Annotated in this window: 20 protein-coding genes and 2 pseudogenes; 19 read left to right on the top strand and 3 right to left on the bottom strand. The window is 57.8% G+C overall.

Going from position 1 to position 22,895, the window contains the following annotated elements:
* The first annotated feature begins 66 nt into the window (after nt 1–66).
* The gene (locus tag NKJ23_RS28445) at nt 67–2,163 is read left to right on the top strand and encodes a recombinase family protein (RefSeq protein ID WP_352458900.1); all 2,097 of its coding nucleotides are present in this window, start codon (nt 67–69) and stop codon (nt 2,161–2,163) included.
* Here NKJ23_RS28445 and tnpB read toward each other — a convergent pair.
* Nucleotides 2,156–2,392 carry an IS66 family insertion sequence element accessory protein TnpB gene (gene tnpB / locus NKJ23_RS28440; RefSeq protein WP_352496116.1) on the bottom strand — a complete coding sequence of 79 codons (237 nt, stop codon included), beginning with the start codon at nt 2,390–2,392 and terminating at the stop codon, nt 2,156–2,158. The genes NKJ23_RS28445 and tnpB overlap by 8 nt on opposite strands.
* Nucleotides 2,340–2,768: a transposase gene (locus NKJ23_RS28435; protein ID WP_352496115.1), complete on the bottom strand. Its 429-nt coding sequence runs from the start codon at nt 2,766–2,768 to the stop codon at nt 2,340–2,342. The genes tnpB and NKJ23_RS28435 overlap by 53 nt, the downstream gene beginning before the upstream one ends.
* Nucleotides 2,769–2,881: 113 nt before the next feature.
* On the opposite strand from NKJ23_RS28435, the pseudogene NKJ23_RS28430 reads away from it, so the two are divergent.
* The 16 genes and pseudogenes from NKJ23_RS28430 to NKJ23_RS28355 all read left to right on the top strand — a co-directional run.
* Nucleotides 2,882–3,631 (top strand): annotated as a pseudogene (locus tag NKJ23_RS28430) (IS630 family transposase); the annotation flags it as partial.
* A gap of 673 nt (nt 3,632–4,304) precedes the next feature.
* Nucleotides 4,305–5,216, top strand: a complete 912-nt coding sequence (locus tag NKJ23_RS28425) for an ABC transporter permease (RefSeq protein WP_352496114.1) — start codon at nt 4,305–4,307, stop codon at nt 5,214–5,216.
* 2 nt (nt 5,217–5,218) lie between these two features.
* Nucleotides 5,219–6,124 (top strand): ABC transporter permease, encoded by a 906-nt coding sequence (locus tag NKJ23_RS28420; protein ID WP_352496113.1) that lies wholly within the window; start codon nt 5,219–5,221, stop codon nt 6,122–6,124.
* Nucleotides 6,125–6,217: 93 nt separating this feature from the next.
* A complete protein-coding gene (locus NKJ23_RS28415; protein WP_352496112.1) occupies nt 6,218–7,705 on the top strand; it encodes an ABC transporter substrate-binding protein in 1,488 nt (495 codons plus the stop codon).
* Nucleotides 7,706–7,739: 34 nt separating this feature from the next.
* A complete protein-coding gene (locus tag NKJ23_RS28410) occupies nt 7,740–8,756 on the top strand; it encodes an ABC transporter ATP-binding protein (protein ID WP_352496111.1) in 1,017 nt (338 codons plus the stop codon).
* A 53-nt stretch (nt 8,757–8,809) separates the two neighbouring features.
* Entirely contained in the window at nt 8,810–9,781 is a 972-nt protein-coding gene (locus tag NKJ23_RS28405) for an ABC transporter ATP-binding protein (RefSeq protein WP_502902580.1), read from the top strand.
* Between the two features lie 25 nt (nt 9,782–9,806).
* Nucleotides 9,807–11,045, top strand: coding sequence for an alkaline phosphatase family protein (locus NKJ23_RS28400; RefSeq protein WP_352496109.1), 1,239 nt, complete (start codon nt 9,807–9,809; stop codon nt 11,043–11,045).
* Nucleotides 11,046–11,103: 58 nt separating this feature from the next.
* Nucleotides 11,104–11,805: a phosphonate metabolism transcriptional regulator PhnF gene (phnF, locus tag NKJ23_RS28395; protein ID WP_352496108.1), complete on the top strand. Its 702-nt coding sequence runs from the start codon at nt 11,104–11,106 to the stop codon at nt 11,803–11,805.
* Nucleotides 11,806–12,043: 238 nt separating this feature from the next.
* Complete coding sequence (gene phnG / locus NKJ23_RS28390) at nt 12,044–12,466, top strand: phosphonate C-P lyase system protein PhnG (protein WP_502902577.1); 423 nt, start codon at nt 12,044–12,046, stop codon at nt 12,464–12,466.
* Nucleotides 12,463–13,068, top strand: coding sequence for a phosphonate C-P lyase system protein PhnH (gene phnH, locus NKJ23_RS28385; protein ID WP_352683914.1), 606 nt, complete (start codon nt 12,463–12,465; stop codon nt 13,066–13,068). Before phnG ends, phnH begins: the two co-directional genes overlap by 4 nt.
* On the top strand, nt 13,069–14,175 hold the full coding sequence (locus tag NKJ23_RS28380) for a carbon-phosphorus lyase complex subunit (RefSeq protein WP_352496106.1): 1,107 nt from the start codon (nt 13,069–13,071) through the stop codon (nt 14,173–14,175).
* The gene (locus NKJ23_RS28375) at nt 14,172–15,113 is read left to right on the top strand and encodes an alpha-D-ribose 1-methylphosphonate 5-phosphate C-P-lyase PhnJ (RefSeq protein WP_352496105.1); all 942 of its coding nucleotides are present in this window, start codon (nt 14,172–14,174) and stop codon (nt 15,111–15,113) included. Before NKJ23_RS28380 ends, NKJ23_RS28375 begins: the two co-directional genes overlap by 4 nt.
* Entirely contained in the window at nt 15,113–15,910 is a 798-nt protein-coding gene (gene phnK / locus NKJ23_RS28370; RefSeq protein WP_502902579.1) for a phosphonate C-P lyase system protein PhnK, read from the top strand. Before NKJ23_RS28375 ends, phnK begins: the two co-directional genes overlap by 1 nt.
* Nucleotides 15,910–17,115 (top strand): phosphonate metabolism protein PhnM, encoded by a 1,206-nt coding sequence (phnM, locus tag NKJ23_RS28365; RefSeq protein ID WP_352496104.1) that lies wholly within the window; start codon nt 15,910–15,912, stop codon nt 17,113–17,115. The genes phnK and phnM overlap by 1 nt, the downstream gene beginning before the upstream one ends.
* Before the next feature lie 38 nt (nt 17,116–17,153).
* Entirely contained in the window at nt 17,154–17,921 is a 768-nt protein-coding gene (gene phnL / locus NKJ23_RS28360) for a phosphonate C-P lyase system protein PhnL (RefSeq protein ID WP_352496103.1), read from the top strand.
* Nucleotides 17,922–18,301: 380 nt separating this feature from the next.
* Nucleotides 18,302–18,580, top strand: a pseudogene (locus NKJ23_RS28355) (transposase); the annotation flags it as partial.
* A gap of 215 nt (nt 18,581–18,795) precedes the next feature.
* Here the strand turns inward: NKJ23_RS28355 and NKJ23_RS28350 are convergent.
* The gene (locus tag NKJ23_RS28350) at nt 18,796–19,341 is read right to left on the bottom strand and encodes a VOC family protein (RefSeq protein ID WP_352496102.1); all 546 of its coding nucleotides are present in this window, start codon (nt 19,339–19,341) and stop codon (nt 18,796–18,798) included.
* A gap of 1,214 nt (nt 19,342–20,555) precedes the next feature.
* On the opposite strand from NKJ23_RS28350, the gene NKJ23_RS28345 reads away from it, so the two are divergent.
* Nucleotides 20,556–21,824: an aminotransferase-like domain-containing protein gene (locus NKJ23_RS28345; protein WP_352496101.1), complete on the top strand. Its 1,269-nt coding sequence runs from the start codon at nt 20,556–20,558 to the stop codon at nt 21,822–21,824.
* Between the two features lie 257 nt (nt 21,825–22,081).
* A partial coding sequence (locus NKJ23_RS28340; RefSeq protein WP_352683910.1) for a formyltransferase family protein occupies nt 22,082–22,895 on the top strand: 814 nt, incomplete at its 3' end.

The raw sequence follows: 22,895 nt of genomic DNA, 5'->3' as shown, positions 1-22,895 counted from the left end.
CGGGCACGCAGCCGTCGTTCACGTCCTTGCGACAATAGCCATGAGCATCCACGACCGGAGGTCACCATGAATGCGCACCTTAAAGTCCAGCCTCATCACGTCGAACGCAGCGCCTACCTGTACATCCGCCAATCCTCGATGCGGCAAGTCATCGAGAACACCGAGAGCGCCAGGCGGCAATATGCGCTTCGTGGACGTGCGGTCGCCCTCGGCTGGCGGGACGAGCAGATTATCGTCGTCGACAATGATCAGGGTGAATCCGGTGCTTCGGCGGCCTGGCGCGAGGGGTTTCAGCGTTTGGTCAGCGACGTCGGCATGGGGCGCGCCGGGATCGTGATGGGGCTGGAAGTCTCCCGGCTGGCGCGGAACAATGCCGATTGGCAGCGCCTGCTGGAGATCTGCGCTCTTGCCGACACCCTGATCCTCGATGAAGACGGCGTCTATGACCCCGCAGGCTTCAACGACCGGCTCCTGCTCGGTCTCAAGGGCACCATGAGCGAAGCAGAGTTGCATGTGATCAAGGCACGGCTGCGCGGAGGCATTCTCAACAAGGCAAGGCGCGGCGAGTTTCGCTGTCCCCTGCCAACCGGGCTGGTCTATGACCATTCCGGCAATGTGGTGCTCGATCCGGACACGCAAGTCAGGGAGACGATCATCCATTTCTTCGAGACGTTCGCTCGCGTCGGATCCGCCTCCCAGACCGTCAAGGCCTTTCGCACGGAAGGCCTTTTGTTCCCGTCACGCCTGCACAACAGTCAGACGGTGTTTCGGCCGCTGACCGCATCGACCGCGGTGCGCGTCCTGAACAATCCGCGTTACGCCGGCGCCTATGCCTATGGGCGGCGACACTATCGGCGCACCATCGACGGCAAGAAGACTGTGCGTGCGCGAACCAATGATGATTGGCCGGCCTGCATTCCCGATGCGCATCCCGGGTATATCAGCTGGGAACAACATCAGGAGAACCTGAAGATTCTCAAGGCGAACGGCCAAGGATATGACGCGGCACGAGCGTCAATCCCAAGAGAAGGCCCGGCGCTGCTGCAAGGTCGGGCGGTATGTGGGCAATGCGGCCGGCATTTCCGGGTTCGCTACGCTGCCCGGCGCGGCCGACAGGAAGCCTGGTACATCTGCGATCGCGCCCATACCTATCGCGGTGACCCCTTGTGCCAGTCGATCGCCGGGCCTCCCGTCGATGAAGCCATCGGCAGGCTGATTGCCGAGCAGATGACGCCGGCCGCCGTCGAACTGGCGCTCGACGTCCGTAAGGAGATCCAAGCCCGGCATGAAGAAGCAGATCGGCTGCGCTGTCGCGCGGTCGAGCGCGCCCAGATCGAGGCCGATCTCGCCCAGCGCCGTTTCATGCTGGTCGATCCCGACAATCGTCTCGTCGCCGACACGCTCGAAGGCGAATGGAACGAGAAGCTCCGTATTTTGGCCAAGGCCCGCGAAGAGCGTGAGCGTGCCCGGGAGCACGATCAATTCATCCTTGATGAAGCTGTCCGCGAGCGGCTGGTCGCAATGACGGTGGATTTCAACAAGCTCTGGGCGGATCCCGACACACCAAACCGCGAACGCAAGCGACTCCTTGCCCACATCATCGAGGATGTCACTCTCGTCAAGCTGCCGGCGGAAGGAACCACCAAGGTTCACGTGCGATTCAAAGGCGGCAAGATCCAGACGCTCACAACCTTGAGCCCAAAATCTTCCGCCCAGCAGGTCAAGACGCAGCCCGGCATCGTCGAACTGGTCGATAAACTCCTCGACGACCACATCTATTCCGAGATCGCAGAACTGCTCAACCAGCAAGGATACCGTCCCGGCGAGGCCGCACGCCGCGGTCACCACACCGCCCGCTTCACGGCCTTGCGAGTTGCCTATCTCGTTCACCAATACAAGCTGCGCTCTCGCTATGACCGCCTGCGGGAACGTGGAATGCTGACAAAACAGGAAGCGGCCGCGCGTCTCAATATCCACGAGCACACCGTCACCCGATGGGCCAAACATGGCCTCATCGCCAGCCACGCCTACAACGGGCACTATTGCCTGTACGAACTTCCCGTTTCGGATCTACCGCAAAAACAATGCAGCCGATGGAACCGGCTCGTCGATCGCGCTGCCGCACGAAGGCAAAATGCCAGCCAGGCAAAAACTCTCAACTGAAGACGAAAGGGACGTAGTATGAATGCAGATCGTTGGCATAAAGACACACGCCGCTGCCGTCCCACCAGACGATCTTGATCCTGTCCGCTCTTTTGGCGCGGAATACATAAAGTGCGCCGTTGAATGGATCCGAGCCGGCATCGCGCATCAGTGCCAAAAGGCCGTCCGGACCTTTTCTAAAATCGACGGGATGACTGGCGAGCAACACCTTCACGCCAGCCGGGATCATGCCTGGCGAACCGCCCGGATAATCCGCACCAGCTGCTCCTCATTGATATCGGCACCGGCGCGAATGACCACGCCACCCAGCTCGATCTCCACCGACGCAGACGCTGTCGGCGTGACCTCGACAAAGCCGAGCCGCTCCGCATCCTGTGTGGCGTGACCGCACCGCTCTTGATCGCCTTGCTCCGCCAGCCGAACAGCTGGGCCGGCGCCATCCCCGCTTGTCTGGCAATGGCCGATACATTCGCGCCCGGCTTCAGTGTCGCCTCGATCAGCCGCGACTTCGCTTCCGCCGACCAGCGCCGGCGCGGACGCTGCGGGCTTGCCTCCAGTCGGTTGGCAACCGCTTCAAGAACATGGAAACTTCTATCATCAGGCATAGGCGCAGACATAGAAATTGACACTGCAAGCTCCTCGGCTCCTTGCTTCAGTGTCAGTATGTCTCGCTCATCACCTCAAGCCGCGCCAGATGGGGTCAGCTTGGCGCTTACGGCTCACCGACCATGAAGAGCTGTCTTCTGAGACCGTCCGTCGACGGCTGGCGGAGAACCATCTGAAGCCCTGGCGCAAAGACATGTGGTGCATCCCCAAGGCCGACGGGGAATACGTCGCCCGCGTGGAGGATGTGCTCGACCTCTATGCCGAGGCGCCCGATCCCCAAAGACCTGTGGTCTGCTTCGACGAGAGCCCGACCCAACTCATCGGCGAGGTGCGTGAGCCCATTCCCGCCAAGCCGGGCCAGCTTGAGCGCTACGACTGCGAATATCGCCGCAACGGTACCGTCAATCTGTTCGTCTTCCTCGACGCCCACCGTCCCTGGCGCCGGGTGAAAGTCACCGACCGGCGTACCAACCAAGATTTCGCCGAGTGCATGCGCGAGTTGGTCGACGTCGACTATCCCGACGCCCCGATCATCCGGGTGGTGATGGACAACCTCTCCACCCACTCAGCTGGGGCGCTTTACGACGCCTTCCCCGCACCGGAGGCTCGCCGGGTGCTGAAGCGGCTTCAGTTCCATCACACCCCAAAACACGCCAGCTGGCTGAACATGGTGGAAATCGAAATCGGCGTCCTGCGCAGCCAATGCTTGGACCGCCGCATCGATGACAAGGAAACGATCCTCGCCGAGGTCGCCGCTTGGGAACAGCGGCGCAACGCCGAAGGCGCTCAGATCCAGTGGATGTTCACCACCGAGAAGGCTCGCGAAAAACTCCGCAAAGCCTATCCCGTCAAGGAGTCATAATCTCTGTGGAACGGTACTAGGCTGCCTCTGCCGGTCGGTTCCGAGCATATTTCACCTTGATTCGTCGCGCCGCAACCGAGCAGGGCCACGGGATTTTTTCGCGTGTGCGTAATGCCGGGATGGTAGGTCGTTTCGACCAGCTTTCGGCACTATCGCAACCTGCGTAATCTCAGGACGCCGGTCGTTGCGCAAACGCCAACCATGAAGGATGCGCACTTTTTTCTGGATCCCGTCCTTGCAATTTCGGCCGTGTCTTCCTTGGATAGTTTGTCGTCAACCCATGACGAGGCTGGCCAGAACAAGTAGCTTTTCCAGCGCAGGCCCTGCCTTCGCGTCGCCAAAGAGCCGTCGACCAGCTTTCGAGTTTATGGCGGCTTCCAAGCCGCGGTTCGTGATCAAGAAGCCGACCCTCGTCTTCGATCCGAGCGGCACACCGATACCTGGAATGAGCGAGGCCTCGACAAGAACGGGCTCTACGATCAGCGATCGTTCAAGCCCCCAAGGACCTGAGGATATCCGCTACAGCTCGTCCGGCACCATCCCCTGCGCGGCGCGTAAGAACTAGTCACAAAGACGTAACAAAGGAGCTTTATGGAGATACCTAGACATCTGGTCATCTAAAAGGCAGATGGCTTCTCCAGGCCAACTGATACTGCTGCGACAAGGAACTTCGATGTTTTTCCTATCAAGAGCCCTGCGTAACGCTTTCACGTTGTGGGCCATTCTTACGGTCGTTTTTGTCGCGACGCGCCTCACAGGCGATCCGACCTCCTACCTCATTCCACCGGAAATGCCGGAAGCGCAACGTGTCGAGCTTAGAACAAAGCTTGGACTCGATGATGACATTCCCACGCAATATCTGCGCTATGGTGAAGCCCTCCTTCGGGGCGATTTCGGACGGAGCTTCTTTTCAAACCGGCCGGTGGTCGAGCTGTTCACGGAGCGGGTTCCGAACACCCTCCTTTTGACCATTCCCGCTTTCGTCTTGTCCATCGCCATTGGTTTAGGCGGCGGCCTTTGGGCTGCACTTCATCACAACGCCCTTTTCGACCGTTCGATCACGACTGCAACGGTCGTGATGCAGGCCATTCCCAATTTTGTGGTCGGCATTGCAGCAATCCTGATTTTCAGCCTGTCTTTAAAGCTCCTGCCAAGTGGCGGCATGGGCAGCTGGAAGCACATGATTCTTCCCGTCATCACGCTTGCAGTCGCGGCATCCGCGAATATATCGCGGCTCGTCCGCAGCAGCATGCTCGAAGTCTTATCACAGGACTACATCCGCTACGCCCGCAGCAAAGGGTTAAGCCCGGCCGTTGTCGTGCTGAAACACGGGTTAAGGAACGCCATTCTGCCCGTACTGACGATCCTTGGGCTGCAACTCGGGGGCCTGATCGCGGGCGCGGTGGTGACGGAATCGGTTTTTGCGTGGCCGGGCGTGGGACGGCTGGTGATTGAGGCCGTGATGAAGCGTGATTTCGCGATGCTTCAATTCGGGATCCTCGTTTTTTCTGCAACAGTCATCTTGGCCAATCTTCTCGTTGATCTTGCCTATGGTTTGCTGGATCCGAGGGTGCGTGGGAGGTGATCATGACCAACACAATCACTGACGCTTCAGAATTGGCTGCTGACGGTTTCGGAGATGAACGCGTGTCCGTTCCGAGGCGACGTGACCGCTTGCCAACAGTGACAATCATATCGCTCTTGTTCCTTTTCGTCATCGTGCTGTTGGCTGCTGCAGCACCCGCAATCGCTCCGCATGACGTTGCCACGCAGAGCCTCTTGAGTCGGCTTCGACTGCCGATATTCACCGGCGGTGCAAGTGATTATCTCCTTGGAACCGATCATCTTGGGCGCGATGTGCTTTCTCGCCTGCTTTTCGCAACGCGCACGACATTGCTTATAGCTGGTGCCGGCGTTCTCATCGGGGTCATCGCAGGGACATCAAGTGGACTGGTCGCGGGGACCGCGGGAGGGTGGACCGACCAGTGCATCGCCGCTGTTGTCGACGCACAGGCCGCGGTGCCGACGACGTTGATCGCCCTTACAGCGGTCGCCCTTGTTGGCACGCATCCACTGGCTTTGGTGCTGATCGTTGGCTTTTCCGATTACTACAAGTACGCCCGGGTGGTCCGTGGAGAGGTGCACGCCTTGCAAGGGCGCAGCTTCATCGAAGCCGCTCGCTGCTCCGGTGCGTCGCCTTGGCGAATTGCCATACGTCACATACTTCCCAACACATTCTCACCCATCATCGTCCTAGCCAGCTTGAGCTTTGCCGAAATGGTGGTTCTAGAGTCCTCCCTTTCGTTCCTTGGCGTCGGCGTTCAGCCGCCAAATGTTTCTCTCGGCTCGCTGCTTGGCGAGGCAAGAAACTACCTGATCTCGTCCCCTTGGCTCGCCATCATGCCATGTGTCGTGATCGTCATGATCACGGTCGCAGCATCCATCATCGGTGATTGGCTGCGCGATGTTCTTGATCCTCGGAGCCGCACGTAATGGTGCAGCCCTCCCTCTATTCCTGCAGGAATGCCTAACATCATCCATCTTTTTTGGAGAACCCGAATGCGATATCTACTTCTAGCAGTTGCTATGCTGCTGCCGACCTTCGCGGTGGCGCAGGACGAGACGAGACCGCCACTTACCGTCGGCGTCAATACGGTCCAGGCCAATTTCGATCCCGGCCTGGCGCTGGGAAACGTGGACTTTCCCATCACCTATAATGTTTTCGACACGCTGGTTGGGAGAGACTTCTCCAAAAGCAAGGACCGGACGGCCTATGAGCTCATTCCGGGCCTCGCACAAAGCTGGAAGCGGATCGATGACCGCACCATGGAGTTTTCTCTTCGGCCAGACGTCCATTTCCATAATGGCCAGGCGCTCACCAGCGCCGACGTAAAGTTTACCTTCGATCGTATCCTCGATCCGGCGTCCGACTATGTCGAAGCGAGGAATCTTCTTAAGGTCATCGAACGGGTCGATGTCGTTGATGCCCTGACCGTGCGGATCACCACCAAGCAACCTAGCCCTGTTCTGCTTCATTTGCTGGCCTATAACTCCAGCGACATCGTACCGAAGGCTTATTTCGAGTCGGTCGGAGAGGCCGGCTTCGGTCAGAAGCCGATTGGTACCGGTCCCTTTTCTTTCGTAAAACTCCAGCCCGACGAAAGTATGGAACTCGCAGCAAATGACTCCTATTTTCGCGGACGCCCCACAATTTCCGCGTTGACCTTCAAGTCGATACCGGAGGTCTCAGCAAGAATAACCGCGCTTGCAAATGGCGAGGTGGATATCATCAACAGCCTTCCGCCGGATCAACTGAAGGCTGTGGAAAGCCTGGGCTGCTGCGAGATTCGCAGCGTGTTGATGAATCATCACTTCATCCAATACAATACCTACAATCCAGTAATGGCTGACAAGAAGTTGCGCCAGGCGCTCAATCTTGCGATCGACCGCCAGTTGCTCGTCAAGTCCCTATGGGATGGGAAAGCCACGGTTCCGCATTCGGCGCAGTACGAGGCATGGGGTCCCGAGCTTTATGATCCCAATCGCCCGACGCTGCCTTTCGATGCGGATCGAGCTCGTCAGTTGCTCAAGGAATCATCTTACAAAGGGCAACCGATCTACTACATTACGCACCCGGTGTATTACACCAATGGCGTTGCTGTTGCGGAAGCTGTCGTGGAGATGTGGAAAGCGATTGGGGTGAATGCCAGTGTTCGCGTGGATGAAGGATGGACCAAACTCACAAAGGATGATCCGGCCCTGACCGTGCGAAACAGCTCGGACTGGGTCGTACCGACAGATCCTGCAGTCACGCTCTACATGACCTGGACGAAGGATCTTTGGAAGGACGAGGCGCGCTTCGACGAACTGGCCGAACAGGGCGAGACGACACTCGATGTAAAGCGTCGGCACGACATCTACCAGAAGATGATCGACATCTTCGAGGAAGAAGCGCCCGGCACGTATCTGTATCGTGCGCCGGAGTTCTATGGGGTCAAATCCAATATTCAGTGGCTCCCGAACACTGACTACACGATGGATTTTCGCCCAGACAACATTCACTTCACGAAGTGAACCGCGAGAGCCTCAGCAATCAGGTGAGTCCAGGATGAACGAGAACGAGCTCTTGCGCGTCGAAAAACTGCGCACCCATTTCCACACTCAAGGTCGCACTGTCAAAGCAGTCGAAGATGTTTCGTTCTCGGTTCAAAAGGGAAGTACGGTCTGCCTAGTCGGTGAATCTGGATCGGGCAAATCGGCGACTGCTTTTTCCATCCTGAATCTCATTCCAAAATCGCTGGGGCGCATTGTTGCGGGGAAGGTCCTTTATCAAGGAGAGGACCTTCTCCAATTCTCCCCTCGTCGTCAGCGCGGCATCCTGGGCAACGAGATTGCCATGATATTTCAGGAACCCGCGACGGCGCTCAATCCGGTGTACACGATCGGCGAGCAGATCACCGAGGTTCTCCGAACGCATCGACGATGCAGTGCTACTGCGGCGCGACGCCAGGCCAGGACGATGCTCGATCACGTGGGCATCCCGGACGCTGGACGGCGCCTGGACGATTACTCGCACCAGCTTTCGGGCGGCATGCGGCAAAGAGCGATGATCGCGATCGCGCTTGCATGCGGTCCCAAGATGCTGATCGCCGATGAGCCGACCACCGCGCTCGATGCGACCGTGCAATCGCAAATTCTCGCTCTTATTCACGACATTCAGCGGGAGACCGGCATGGCACTGCTGTTCATTACGCACGACCTGAGCGTCGTCGCCGAGATCGCCGACCGAGTTTTGGTGATGTATGCCGGCCGGATTGTCGAGGAAGGGGATGTCACCGAGATCTTCGACAATCCGCGGATGCCCTACACTCAGGGCCTCATGAAGGCGCGCCCGCAGATGCGCTTGCAGGAAGGGGTCTCACGGCGGCTTTCAGCTTTGCCCGGCAGCCCGCCGGATCTCGCGGATCTGCCCGCCGGCTGCTCGTTTCGCCCCCGCTGCAGCCATGCACGAAGCGATTGTGCCAGCCGAATTCCAGGTCTCGAAGACACACAAGGCCATCGCGTGCGCTGTCTGCATTGGCGCCAAATCCCACAGGCTGCTGACAAGTGGGAGACTGTCGCATGAATGCTCATACTGGCCACATTGACCGGGCGAACGGCGGCGCGGCATCAGGCCCGATCAGAGGAAATCCGCTGGTTGAGGTCGACGATCTGCGCGTGCATCTTCCGCTTCGCACCGTCTTACCATTCGGTCCGAGACGATCGATCAAGGCGGTTGATGGAATTTCGCTTTCCATTGATCGTGGTGAGATAGTCGGCCTGATCGGGGAATCCGGTTCAGGCAAGACAACATTCGGTCGAAGCCTGCTGCGGCTCGTCGAGCCAACATCCGGACAGGTCCTATTCAATGGGGCCGATCTTGCGCATTTGCCGGCGGCCGAGATGCGTACGTTTCGCCGACACATGCAGATGGTGTTCCAGGACCCGTATAGCAGCTTGAACCCTCGGATGACCGTAGGGCAAGCCATTGGTGAACCGCTGTCCATCCACCACGGTCATATGACAAAGCGGATGCGGACCGATCGGATCGGCGAACTCTTGTCGCAAGTTGGACTAGCTCCAGCACATGCCTCGCGTCACCCCCACGCGTTCAGCGGCGGGCAACGCCAGCGGATTGCCATCGCCAGGGCATTGGCCACTGAGCCGGACTTCATTGTCGCCGATGAGCCGGTATCGGCGCTCGATGTTTCGGTTCAGGCCCAAATTGTCAATCTGCTCCTTGATCTAAAGGATAGGCTTGGGCTGACGATGCTTTTCATCTCCCATGATCTGCGCGTTGTGAGCCACATCGCCGACCGGGTCGTCGTCATGTATCTAGGAAAAGTGGTGGAGATTGCACCTCCTGCGATTTTTCGGGACGCGCCCGCTCATCCTTACACTGAAGCCCTGGTCTCGGCGCTACCGGTCGACCATCCAAGGCTTCGCAAAACACGGATCGTACTGGAAGGCGAAGTCCCGAGCGCTGTGACACCGCCCTCCGGCTGCGTCTTTCGGACGAGATGTCCAATCGCCAGCGCGGAATGCGCGACGGTCACGCCGGATCTTCGGCAACTTTCTCCCGGACACTGGGCAGCCTGTATTAAACGTTAATCCTTCAGAAACGGACCGATTTGAAATGGCAAATCCTAAACTTCTACTCGTCATGATCGACGGTGTGAGCGCCGACTATTTAGAAACCTATCCGAACCGACTGCCGAACCTGGCATCGCTGGCTGAGGACGGATATACCGTACGGCGGATGCGCTCCCCTGTTCCTGGAACCTCCATGCCGGGCCGAGCCTCCATCGTGACTGGCGCCGGAGCCGAAGTGCATGGCATCTTCGGTAATCGCATCCTCGATGGGGGCGCCTTCGTCGCCTCCGAAGTCGAGCACGTTCGCGTTCCCACCGTCGCAACCCTTGCCACACGCGCCGGTCTAGACGTGGCCTGCATCGGACACGCTTTGGTCGAGCCGGAAGACACATCCATCTATGTGCCGCCCTGCTGGCTGCGGGGCCATGGCTTCACTAAGGTTCCCAGCGATGGAAGCGTTTCCACACTCCTGAGGGTCAAGGACCCGCGCGGTCGTCTGGCTTCGGTGCCCCTTCCGTCATACGCGCCCGAGACTGGCGGCGCGGACGCCGTGTCCAAAATCACAGGGATGCTCATCGGCGACCAACTTACGGTTGGAGCTGCGGCGGCACTGCTTAAGTCGCAAGAGCCGCCCGACCTCCTGATCACGGAGATCAACGTCACGGATACATTCCAACATGATTTCGGCTATGGGAGCGACGAAGCGCATTTCGCGATGACCTTCGCGGACTCGCTTGTCGGTATTTGTCTCGACAGTCTTCGTCGCACGAGCCGGCTCAGGGACTATGCGATCTGCGTCGTAAGCGATCACGGCCACGGAAACATCAACAGCTCAATCTTTCCGGGTCTGATTATTCCAGAAAAGGTGTGGCAGGCGGAAGGTGCCACCCTCCATGTTCTCGTAGCAGACGAACAGGAACGTCAGGAGATAGCCGACAGACTGTCACAATATGGTGCCGAGCCTTGGAGCAGCGACCACCTGCCGATCGAATTGCGTGAGAAGATCGCGACCTTCGTGGCACCCGAAGGCTATGACTTTGAGGACGCTCCGACTGGCCATCCCGAAGACCAACCGCTGGGGAGCCCGAAATACAAATCCACCCACGGTTTTCGGCCGGGCAAGCCAGCAGATGATCGTGTCTGCATCATTTCGGGTGTCGGCGTACCAAAGGGTGTAGCAGCAGAAGCAGGAGCGACCCGGCTCGCACCAACGGTTTCTTCGATTCTCGGCCTTCCGCTTGAGATATTCCCCGATCGCCCGCTTTTCGAGAGACAATATTGATGACTTATGTCCTGGTCTTCGGCACAAAGTCACGGATCGGCGAGGAAAGCGATGAGCAATGAAGCGTTGGGAAGTGGTTCGCAGTGGGATCCTCAGTGATATCGATGCGGGTGCGTTCGAGGACGGACGATTGCCTGGCGACTTAATCCTCGCGGAACGTTTTGGCGTCAACCGCCATACCGTTCGAAACGCCATCAAGGCGTTGGAAACCGAGGGCGCCCTGCGGGTCCAGCACGGGGTTGGAACTTTTGTGGCCGAAGATTTCGTTTCACACAGGTTGAACAGTGATCCCAGATTCACGTACAAGCTCCTCGGCCAGAACAAGTCGGTAAGGCGAGAGATCCTGGCAATCAATCAGGTCTCCGTCGACGCTGAGATTGCGCAGCATCTGAACATCGCTCCATCGGCACTGGTGACTGAAGTCAAAACGGTTTCGTTCATCAACGACTGGCCCTTGGCGACGGGATCGAGTTTCCACCCAGTGGACAGGGTGCCCGGTCTAGCGGCAGCATTCGAGGGGCTGAACTCTTTCACTGCGGCATTGAAGCGCTGCGGCATCAAGGAGTACAAGCGGAAATGGACCCGCATAACGGCACGTAGGCCGACGGCGCAGGAAGCTCAACTGCTGCGCATATCGTCGTCGAGCCCAGTCCTCTTCGAGACCAATGTCGACATCACTCCCGATGGCCTGCCGATCAAATACGCCTTCAGTGTCATCCGAAGCGACAGATACGAGTATCTTATCGAGCCCGAGGGCTGAGTGGCCACGCTTTGTGGCAAGGCGCCTTCTGAGTCTGCAGCGGCGAAGGGTGCGGCAGAATTCCTGTGACTGTTCGAAAGAGCACCTTGTCATAAAACCGTAGCACTCGACCTTTAAGAAACTTTGAGATACCTAGATATCTAGGTGTCGTGTAATAGAAGCGAAGCAACCACGACCTAGTGGTGGATAGAAGCGGTGAACGGCCGTGGGATGTCACATTGAAAAACGGCAGCGGTGGATGGCGATCGTTGCCCGTGCGAGCCGCGCGGAACTTGAACAGGCTTTTGCCGATCTTGCCGTCGCTCCGCAATTCAAATGGCTGCGCAGGCCGGAGAATGGTCTGGTGCTTGTGCGAGGTCGCGCCGGCGGAACGGGCTCACCTTTCAATCTTGGTGAGGTCACGATGACACGATGTGCGCTCAAGCTCGCAGACGGCACGACGGGTTTCGCATTTGTCATGGGTCGAGACCAGCGTCACGCGGAACTGGCGGCCGTTTTCGATGCGCTTCTTCAAAAGAGTGATGACACCGCGGCCCGCGCTTTTCAATTCGTCGCCCAGTTTTCGCAAGCGCAGGCGACGAGCGGCGATCTCAAAAGCCGCAAAGCGGCTTCGACTAGGGTCAATTTCTTTGCAATGGCGCGAGGCACGGATCCCGGATGATCGACGTAATGGACACTGCTGGCATCGAGCCTGGGTTCCCAAATCCCGTTTTCGACAGCCAGGACACTTTTCGGCGCATCCTGGATGCGTACGCGTATGTAGGTCGCCCGCAGACATTGTCCTGCGCAACGACTGCGATCGGACCACTTGGCCCGGCTTCGGCCTCGATTTGCCTGACGCTGGCAGACTTTGAGACGCCGATCTGGCTCGATCCTGCGTCCAATCTGAAGCCTGTTCGCGACTATCTCGGCTTTCACTGCGGTGTGCCCTTCACAGGCACGGCTGTGACCGCGACATTCGCCGTGGTGGCTGATCCTGCCGCGATGCCGCCTTTGGCGGCATTCGCTCTTGGAACGGAGTTGGTGCCCCAGGGATCGACCACTGTCATCATCCAGGTGCCGTCCTTCTCCAAAGGGCCATCAGTTCGTTGGTCAGGCCCAGGTATCCCCGATGAAATCTCCCCGGCAATTGAAGGGCTTCCGACATGGTTTTGGGACGAGTGGGGAGCTAACCATGAGCTGTATCCCATCGGCGTCGATATCCTCTTCACATGTGAGAGATCCATCGTCGCTCTTCCTCGCAGCATCTCGGTGGAGAATTAGATGGCATATGTTGCCGTAAAGGGCGGCGAGCAGGCAATCCTGAACTCGCACCGTTTGATCGCAGAAGACCGACGCGGGGATACTTCGCTCCCCGATCTGAGCGTTCGCCAGATATCCGAGCAGATGGGTCTGGCAGTGGACCGGGTTATGTGCGAAGGCTCTGTCTACGACAAAGAACTCGCCGCTCTTGCCCTGAAACAGGCGCAGGGCGATGCCATCGAGGCAATTTTTCTCCTCAGGGCGTTTCGCACAACCATGCCGCGCTTTGCGGTTTCGGACGCACTCGACACCGCCCGCATGGCGGTCCAGCGCCGCGTCTCAGCGACATTCAAGGACATTCCCGGCGGGCAGGTTCTCGGCTCAACCTACGAATACACCCATCGGCTTCTCGATTTCGATCTTCTCGACGCTGCTGAGGATGCGCAGATCAAGGCAAACGTCTCAGACGAACCTCTCGATGATTACGTTCCTCGTGCGTTTGACAGCATCTCTCAGGAGGGCTTGATCGACTCGGAAGCGCCAGAATCCGAAAGCCAAATCGCTTTCGACCTGACGCGTGAACCCCCGACCCTGCCTGCCGGGCGTGATCAGCGACTGCAGAACCTTGCGCGAGGCGATGAGGGCTTTGTGGTGGGCCTGGCTTACTCCGCATTGCGGGGCTACGGCTCGGCTCATCCCTATGTAGGTGAAACCCGCGTCGGCGAAGTCGCTGTTGTGATAACGCCGGAGGAACTCGGCTTTTCCATATCCATCGGCGACATCATGGTCACGGAGTGCCAGATGCTCGATTTGTTTGGCGGCTCCGAAGATCAGCCCGCGCGCTTCACGCGCGGATATGGGCTTTCGTTCGGAAACAGCGAGCGCAAGGCGATGGGAATGGCGATCGTCGATCGGGCGTTGCGTTGCCGGGAATATGGGGAAGAGGTGCAATTCCCCGCCCAGGATGAAGAATTCGTTCTTTCCCATACTGACAATCTCGAGGCGGTCGGTTTCGTCTCGCACCTTACATTGCCGCACTACGTTGATTTCCAAGCCGACCTTCAGTTCATACGACAGTTGCGTGAAGAACAAAGCGGCAGCTCGTCACAGAAGGAAGCTGCGGAATGACTGCCAATCAAGACAAAGCCACCGAGGCGCCTCGCCCGAACGGGTACAATTTCGCTTACCTTGACGAGCAGTCTAAGCGGATGATCCGGCGATGCATTCTCAAAGCGATGGCCGTTCCCGGCCTTCAGGTTCCATTTGGCGGCCGCGAAATGCCTCTCGCCTATGGATGGGGGACGGGTGGCATCCAACTGACGGCCAGTGTCATAGGGCCTGACGACACACTAAAGGTGATCGACCAGGGTGCCGACGATGCGACGAACGCCGTGTCGATCCGTCGATTTTTCAAGCGAGTCGCTGGCATCGCAACAACGGAACAGACCCGTGCGGCCACGATTATCCAGACCCGTCATCGCGTGCCCGAGACATCTCTCAAAGAAGGACAAATAGTTGTCTATCAGGTGCCGTCGCCCGAGCCATTGCGCCGATTGGAACCGAGGGAAGCGGAAACGCGTAAAATGCATGCTTATTCGGAATACGGTCTGATGAGCGTTCAGCTTTACGAGGACATCGCCCGTTTTGGCCATATTGCCACAACGAACAGCTACCCCGTGATGACGAATAAGCGATACCTGATGTCGCCATCACCCATTCCCAAGTTTGACAATCCAAAGATATGTAACAATCCAGCCATTCAGCTTTTCGGTGCCGGTCGCGAAAAGCGGATTTACGCCGTCCCGCCTTATACCGAGGTTCGGAGCCTCGATTTTGATGACCATCCCTTCCGTGCGCAGCGATGGACACAAACCTGCGCGTTGTGCGGAGCGACCGAAAGCTATCTCGACGAGATCGTGATGAATGACAAGGGGCATCGGATGTTCGTCTGCTCGGACACCGACTACTGCTCGGCGCGACGGGAACACGGGCATGAGGGCCCTGCCCTCGGCGACACAAGCGGACCGCTCTCCTCCCCGAACAATTCGAAGGTATCCCAGTCATGATGGGAGCAACAACCACGATGACGCCCGCTCGTCGCCAGCCGCTTCTTTCCGTTCGCCATCTTTCGAAAGCCTACGGGAAGACATTGGGTTGTGACAACATCTCCTTCGAACTGTTCCCAGGTGAGATCATCGCCATCGTCGGAGAGTCGGGGTCCGGGAAATCGACTTTGCTCAACTGCCTTTCCGGAGGAATGGCGCCGGACAAAGGCTCTGTCTTGTATGAAATGCACGACAAGGGACCAACGGATGTTCTGTCCCTCACAGAGCCGGAGCGGCGCAAGCTGATGCGAACCGACTGGGGGCTGGTCCATCAAAACCCGCGGGATGGACTGAGAATGAACGTCAGCGCCGGTGGCAATATTGGAGAGCGGCCGATGGGCATCGGTGCAAGGCACTACGGTCACATACGAAAGGAGGCTCAAGAGTGGCTGGGCAGGGTCGAGATTGATCTTTCGCGCACCGATCACCGTCCAAAGACCTTTTCCGGCGGCATGCAGCAACGTCTGCAGATCGCCAGAATCCTGGTAACTAAGCCGCGCCTTGTTTTCATGGACGAACCAACGGGCGGCCTCGATGTGTCCGTTCAAGCGCGGCTTCTCGATCTGTTGCGAGGGTTGGTCATGAACATCGGTGTTGCAGTCGTTCTAGTCACGCATGATCTTTCCGTCGCCCGCCTGTTAGCACACCGCATCATCGTGATGCGGCGGGGTAACATTGTCGAGACTGGCCTCACAGACCAAGTTCTCGACGATCCACACCATCCTTACACGCAACTTCTCGTCTCTTCGGTGCTCTGATGTTCGTTGAAAGCAGCATCGCTTCTAATGGTGAAGCGAAGAAACATGGCATGAATGAACTGACATTGACCGGCGCAAGGTTAGTCTTGCCCAACGAGACCTATGACGGCACCATCCACATCGTGGACGGCAGCATCGAAGACATTAGCCCTGGGCGAAGTGCAGTCCCCGGAGCGATCGACCTTAACGGCGGTTACTTGACGCCTGGGCTTATTGATCTCCACACCGATAATCTGGAAAAACATGCCCTGCCTCGCCCCGATGTGATCTGGAACCGCCTTGCGGCAGTGGCGGCCCATGACGCCCTGGTGACCGCAGCGGGCGTTACGACGGTTTTTGACTCGCTTTGCATAGGATCGACAACCCGCGATAACTCCAAGAAGGATGACCGGGCTCGCATTCTGCCACTTCTCATCGACGGCATCAGGCACGCCCAGGATCTGGGCCTGCTCCGCGTGGGTCACTTCCTGCATCTGCGTTGTGAGGTTACGGACGAAGAAGTGGTCTCGAGCCTCGAACCACTGGCCGATAATCCGCTGCTCAAACTTGTCTCGGTGATGGACCATGCACCAGGTCATCGCCAGTCGCCTCAACTCAGCCGATTCCGGGAGACGCAGATCAAACAGTACGGCTGGTCGGAAGAAGATGCTGATCGACGAATAGCCGAATGGATCGATGCGTCCCGGACGATCGGCCCCCAAAATCAACAGAAGATCATCGCTCTTGCCCGCGCTCGGCAACTTCCTGTCGCCAGCCACGACGATGAGACACCCGATCATGTGTACAAAGCAGACGCCGCTGGTGTGTTGATTTCTGAATTCCCGACGACGCGGGCTGCCGCTGAGGCGGCTCAATCAGTTGGCGTTCGTGTTCTGATGGGAGCGCCGAATGTCGTGCGAGGAACCTCTCATTCGGGAAATGTGAGCGCTCGGGAGCTGGCTTCGACGGGTCACCTCGACATTCTTGCCTCCGACTACGTTCCGGCGAGCTTGATGCATGCAGCCTTCCAACTCACTCGAGATCCAATTGGCATGAGTCTGTCGAATGCGATCTCGACCGCGAGTTTGACTCCGGCCTCAGCTGTAGGATTTGCCGATCGCGGCGCCATCAAAATCGGGACGCGGGCTGATCTCTGCCACGTGATCGAGATTACGGACACCCCCATCGTTCGAAGAGTCTGGAACAAGGGCCGACAGGTCTTTTGACTTGAATAGAAACTTACGTTTCCTCAAGAGGACATCCAATGGAACCAGCACCTAAGCACCCTGCTCTTCGCGCCGTCGGTCTTTTTAAGTCCTTCACATTGCATGCGCAGGGCGGAATCGTGCTTCCCGTCTTCAACAATATCGGCCTTGCGGTGAATGCCGGCGAATGCGTCTGCCTGCGCGGGCCGTCCGGCGCCGGCAAGTCGACGCTGCTGCGCTCGCTCTATGCCAACTACAAGCCGGACGCCGGGCAGATTCTATTGGAGCACCTTGGCCAGCCTGTCGACCTTGTGGCCGCAGAGCCTTGGGAGGTCGTTGAGATCCGCCGCAGCACCATCGGCTATGTCAGCCAATTCCTTCGTGTCATTCCGCGCGTCACTGCTCTTGACGTTGTCACTGAGCCGGCAGTCGCCAACGGGATGCCGGTCGACGAGGCCAAGGCACGCGTCAAAAACCTGCTCACCCGGCTGCGCATCCCGGAACGCCTCTGGTCCCTGGCGCCCGCCACCTTTTCCGGCGGCGAACAGCAGCGCGTCAACATCGCCCGTGGCTTCATCGTCGACTATCCGATCCTGCTTCTCGATGAGCCGACTGCGTCTCTCGATGCCGCCAACCGGCAAACGGTGGTTGAATTGATCTGCGAGGCCAAGGCACGCGGCACAGCCGTCGTTGGCATCTTCCATGACGAGGAGGTGCGCGACGCCGTCGCCGATCGCTTGTTTGACGTTGGGAGATCCGCGGAACTCGCTGCCACGTCGTCGCTCAGTTCCGAAAACCGTGCACGAATCGGAGCGTTGGTGGAATGACCCACCAAGCCGGCGAGCGACGCTACGCGCGCTACTATACCCCGGTCCCGACCCATCCCTTGAACCAGGCAGCGGCATCTTGGTTGGGTTCACGACGCGACCGTTGTTAGATTTACGCGAAGTTCCTGACAGGAACCTGACATCAAGGGGGTGATTGCATGGTTTGCCTTATCTTGAAATCAAAGAAACGATTTGCTGTTTAGGAGGCGGTGGAACGCGGTCATACGAGCTGTGCAATGTCTCCTACGCCGGAACGACGACAGTGTCCTGAAGGTTCTGCAAAAAGTTTTGGAGAGAGAACGGCGCTTGCTCTGAGGGGCGAGCGGCCATGGCACGGTGGTGACGTTGCGATCACCGATTCCCGTGGAAGGGGAAGTGCCATGACCAATCGAGAAGTTAGACTGAGCAGAGGCGAGTTGAAAGCGTTGCTGTTGTCGGATGAGGACGGCTTTCGCCAGGCATTGCAGAGTGTCGTGCAGGAGGTTCTTGAAGCCGAGATGACGGAGGCGATCGGGGCCGAGAAAGGCGAGCGGACGGCGGAGCGGACGAGTTACCGGTCCGGCTATTACGAGCGCAAGCTGGTGACGCGGGTCGGGGTGCTGGAGCTTCGCGTTCCGCAGGATCGGGCGGGCCGGTTCTCGACGGAGTTGTTTGAGCGCTAACGGTCGAGAGCGATGTCTCGCCGCTTGCAGATTTTTGGCAGTCTGTTGAGAGTGAGGTGATCGGCGCATTTGGAGACGGCGACTAGGCTACGATCGCTTTTGTCGGAATGCCACCTTCGATCAGTCTTTTGGGACCCTGGTAGGCCGGCGGGCGCGCCTGAAGTCGGATCACCAGCATCGCTATAGAAACCGAGGGGACCACACCTCGTCGATCAGTATTTTCCAGCCTGCTCAAGCTGCTCGAAAAGCTCTTGTACGTTGTTTTCAAGAAATGCTTCCTCTCCGTTCCGATGGATGAGTTCAAAGCTTATCCCCGTATTAGGGCATCGAGAAGAGAATGCTTGTGTTAGGCCAGGTCCCTCAATAATGGTCGTGTCGAACGACAATCCCCGCGCTCTAAGCGTATTGACCGCCGCCGACACATCGTCGACAGCTAATGCAACATGAGCTAGACCTACCCCGTAATTTTGGACAAGTTGAGACACCTGCGACTCTGGCTCTGTGCCTTGGCAAAGTACAAAGCACATGTCGTTCCGAACCATGTCCGCACACACCATCCCAGTCTCCTTACCCTTTATATGCAAACGCCGCCTAAGCTTAAAGCCAAGGACATCTTGAAACAGGTGGATAGCGTCATCTAGTTTATGAACCACCAAAGCTATGTGATCAATGCTGTGTAATCGAGGGTCATGATGGCCATTTGCCTCGATAGATACTTTCAGAGAGCCATCACACGGCGAACCCACGGGATAAGTCATTTTTTTGAGTCCTTCTGTTTAGGTGACGCAGCCAATTTAATGATCAAGCCATAAGCTTGCTAACAGCCTGATTACACATGAGTAGCCTCGCGTACGGGAATGGTCCATTTCTGCGTGGTCGTGGGACAATTTCTGCTCAGTGTGAGCGCGTTTGTCGATGACTTGCATTTAACATGCCAACGGAAAAAACAGGCGCTGGCGTCTGGAGCGGTTTCGCCGCTGACAGGGGGCAGGTCAAGCCGGTCAGGTTCACGCGCTTTGAAGCAGTGGGATCCCGATCGTCTGGTCAGGATCATGCGCGCGGAGCGCAAGGTATGATCGCCTCAGGAGTTGTCGTTTACCTGTCGTGCCACCAGATCCGGAGAGCATGAGGAACTGTGGGGCGGTTGGTGGCGGAGGCTTTCTGAACGGGCCGGAACCGCGCCACGGAAAGTGCCCGTTTGGTCGGCCGCAACGTGACTGCCCCACAGTTCCTCATGCTCCCACCTCTATGGGGTCAGAACAAGATTAGTGAGAAATCGTACGCTAACCGAAATTGTGCATGTTTTCCGTAGTTTACCGCCTGTACCGAATATCATTTTTTAGGCAGGGAATGCTACCTAGGGCGCAATTTTGGGAACGAGCACCGATCTGGAGAAGAGTTTCTCAGCTAAACGTACGATTTCGCACTAATCTTGTTCTGCCCCCTTTAGAGCTTCTGGCCTGAACCTGGCAGCGTCCTGTCCGACAACCCGAACGCGCGCGACAAACTCGAGCCTTCCTCAGATGCTTGCGTCCAATGTCCGACAATGTCGGACACTAGTCATCTTAGTAGCGCCACTTAATTGTTTTGGCATGATTTTCCTTTGGCACGGCACTTGCACGGTCATGGTGTATCTGGGTCGCGGTTGAGGAGAAATCGTCTCATGACTACCAAAAATCCGGTCAGCTCTAGGTGTGCGTGGACGCAGTTTGCCAACTTCATAGGGTGCGAGTCCTCTCGCTTTGAGAGGCGGCTCAGCTTCGAAGACATGCACTCAGGCGCGCAGCATGGATTCATCCATCAAACGATGGGTGCCTTTTTGATCAGCTTGATCATTCTGGCGAATAAACCGTGAAAATGCGTGAGCCCTTGGGCCTCAATGATGTCGTCGCTCTGAGACTGGTGTGGTCCTCAGCCCGCCGATAGTCCTACGCAGGGTTCGATGTTGGATCACAGATCGCAATGTTCAGTTATGAAATTTTTGAACGAAGTCTCGAGCACGTTTCCCTCGGCAGTCTCGCTGGCGTCTGGCAGACCGAGTGAGCGGTTCTTCGACAAGCTCGACCCCCAGGTGCTGTTGAATGCGCTAGTGGTATATGAACGCTATTCAGCTGGCGGTCACGGGGGCGGGCAATTATTGTCGCACTTGCTGCAGTATGGACGAACCGCCGGCATTATCGGCGAGCTCGTTGCGCAACAGGTCCGGTCTGATGAGGGGGTTCCCGCGAGGGCGGATCGCGTACTGATCACCTCAGGATGCCAGGAAGCGCTCGCACTCTGCCTCGCCGCGCTGTGCCCTGAAGCTGCGGATGTGCTCCTAGTCTGCAATCCCACGTATATTGGTGCGACCGGTGCAGGTAAGGCCGCAAGGGTCGCCGTTGCAGCATTGTCCAACTCAGCGCCTTGCGTTGCAGAGGCAGTCGAACTCGCCGTCCTACAATTGCGCCGGAATGGTCGGAGGGCCCGCGCTCTATACCTCATTCCCGATTTTGACAATCCGACCGGGCGCGTCCTCGATAAGGCCTCACGATGCGATATCCTTCAAGTGTGCGCAAGAAATCGGATTATCGTTCTGGAGGACAATCCATATCGGCTATTTCGGTATGAAGGTGATGAGATCCCTCCGATGGCCGCTTTGGATGAGGCAGGAAGTGTTATTTACCTGTCCACATTCTCCAAGACCTTGAGCCCAGCTCTCCGCGTGGGAGCTGCGATACTGCCCGATACAATATTTGGAGACGCGCGCGCTTGCCGGGCACTTTGGGAAAACCTGGTCCAGCTCAAGAGTTTCATTACCCTCAATACAAGCCATATTACACAAGCGATTGTAGCGGGACTCTTGATCGAGCAGGCAGTAAGCTTGCGTGGCTGGATTCGCCCCGCGCTGGATTGGTATCGTGCAAATCGCGACGTCATGGTGCGTCAGCTGGACAGTGTGTTTTCGCCTTTCCCCGAGCAGATTCGATGGAATCGACCCTCTGGCGGCTTTTTCCTGTCTCTTGATCTTCCTTTCAGATTTGGCGCGGACAGCGCGGACGAGTGTGCAAGGTGTTACAATGTCATTGTTATGCCGATGAGCTTCTTTGCGTTGGATAACTCTCAAGACTGCCGGATTCGATTAGCATTCAGCGCGGTTACTCCCGAGCAAATCCGAACCAGTGTGACAGGTTTAGGCCGCTATGTGGCGCGGCGGTTGGGGAGGGAACTGCCCAGCTTAGTGGATGGACTGGCCGAGGGATGAAGATGGCACCTCACTCTTCACCGGAGCGCGCAAGCGCTTGCGAACCGGGCGATCGGGATAGGCCACAACCTGCAGCGCGATCAATCTCCTCCAGCGTCTTTGTTGGCAATGGTACGCTTGCTATCAGCTGCGCGCAGCTGGCAATGGAGGTGGGCCACGACATTCGCGCAGTGCTATGTGGCGACGCTATATTCGCAGAGTGGGCGGCTCGCGCCAATATCCCCTGTATTGCGAGTGTTGACGAGCTCTGCTCTCGTTTGAAGGCCGAGCCGGTGGATTGCATTTTCTCCGTTGCCAATCCGCTTATATTGCCACCGGGCGTGTTTGGGCGAGCGCGACAAGGTGCTTTCAATTTCCACGACGGTCCACTGCCACGGTATGCAGGAACTCACGCGACGCACTGGGCGCTGCTGGCCCAGGAGAGCGAGTATGCCATCACGTGGCATCGGCTCGATGATGGTGTTGATACGGGTGACGTCGTGGTTCAGCGCCAGGTGCTGATTGCGCCCACCGATACGGCACTGACCCTGAACCTCAAATGTTATGAGGCCGCGATCGAGGGCTTCCGCGAGCTTCTAACTGGTTTGGCGAAGGGAGAGCTTACCGCCTATCCGCAAGCGCTGGTGAACAGAAGCTATTTTCCAAGACGTCGACGCCCAGATGCGGCAGGCTGTCTGCGATGGGATCGATCCGCGCAAGACCTGTCAGCGATGACGCGTGCCCTAGACTTTGGCCCGTATCATCCCAATCCATTGTGTCTGCCCAAGGCGCTCGTAGGCGATGAGGTTGTCACAGTCAGACGCCTGGAGGTGTTGCCTCGACGCTCGGGCATTCCGGCAGGTTGCCTGCTTGAAATCCACTCCAGCCACTGGCGGGTGGCGACGGGTACGCAGGATGTTGAGGTTTGCTTTGGCAGCTCCGATGGTCAGGCGCTGGACGCGCGAGACCTCGCCAGGCATTCCAATCTGAATGAAGGTGATCGCCTGCCAATTTTGAGCGATGAACAGGCGCAGAGCATAACTGCCGCCCATGAATTGCTGGCGCCTTCAGAGGATTTTTGGCGACAGCGGC

The sequence above is a fragment of the Mesorhizobium sp. M0184 genome (assembly GCF_040322215.1).
Taxonomy (GTDB): domain Bacteria; phylum Pseudomonadota; class Alphaproteobacteria; order Rhizobiales; family Rhizobiaceae; genus Mesorhizobium.
The sequence above is the reverse complement of the archived record's forward strand: the minus strand, read 5'-3'. Positions and strand labels throughout refer to the sequence as shown.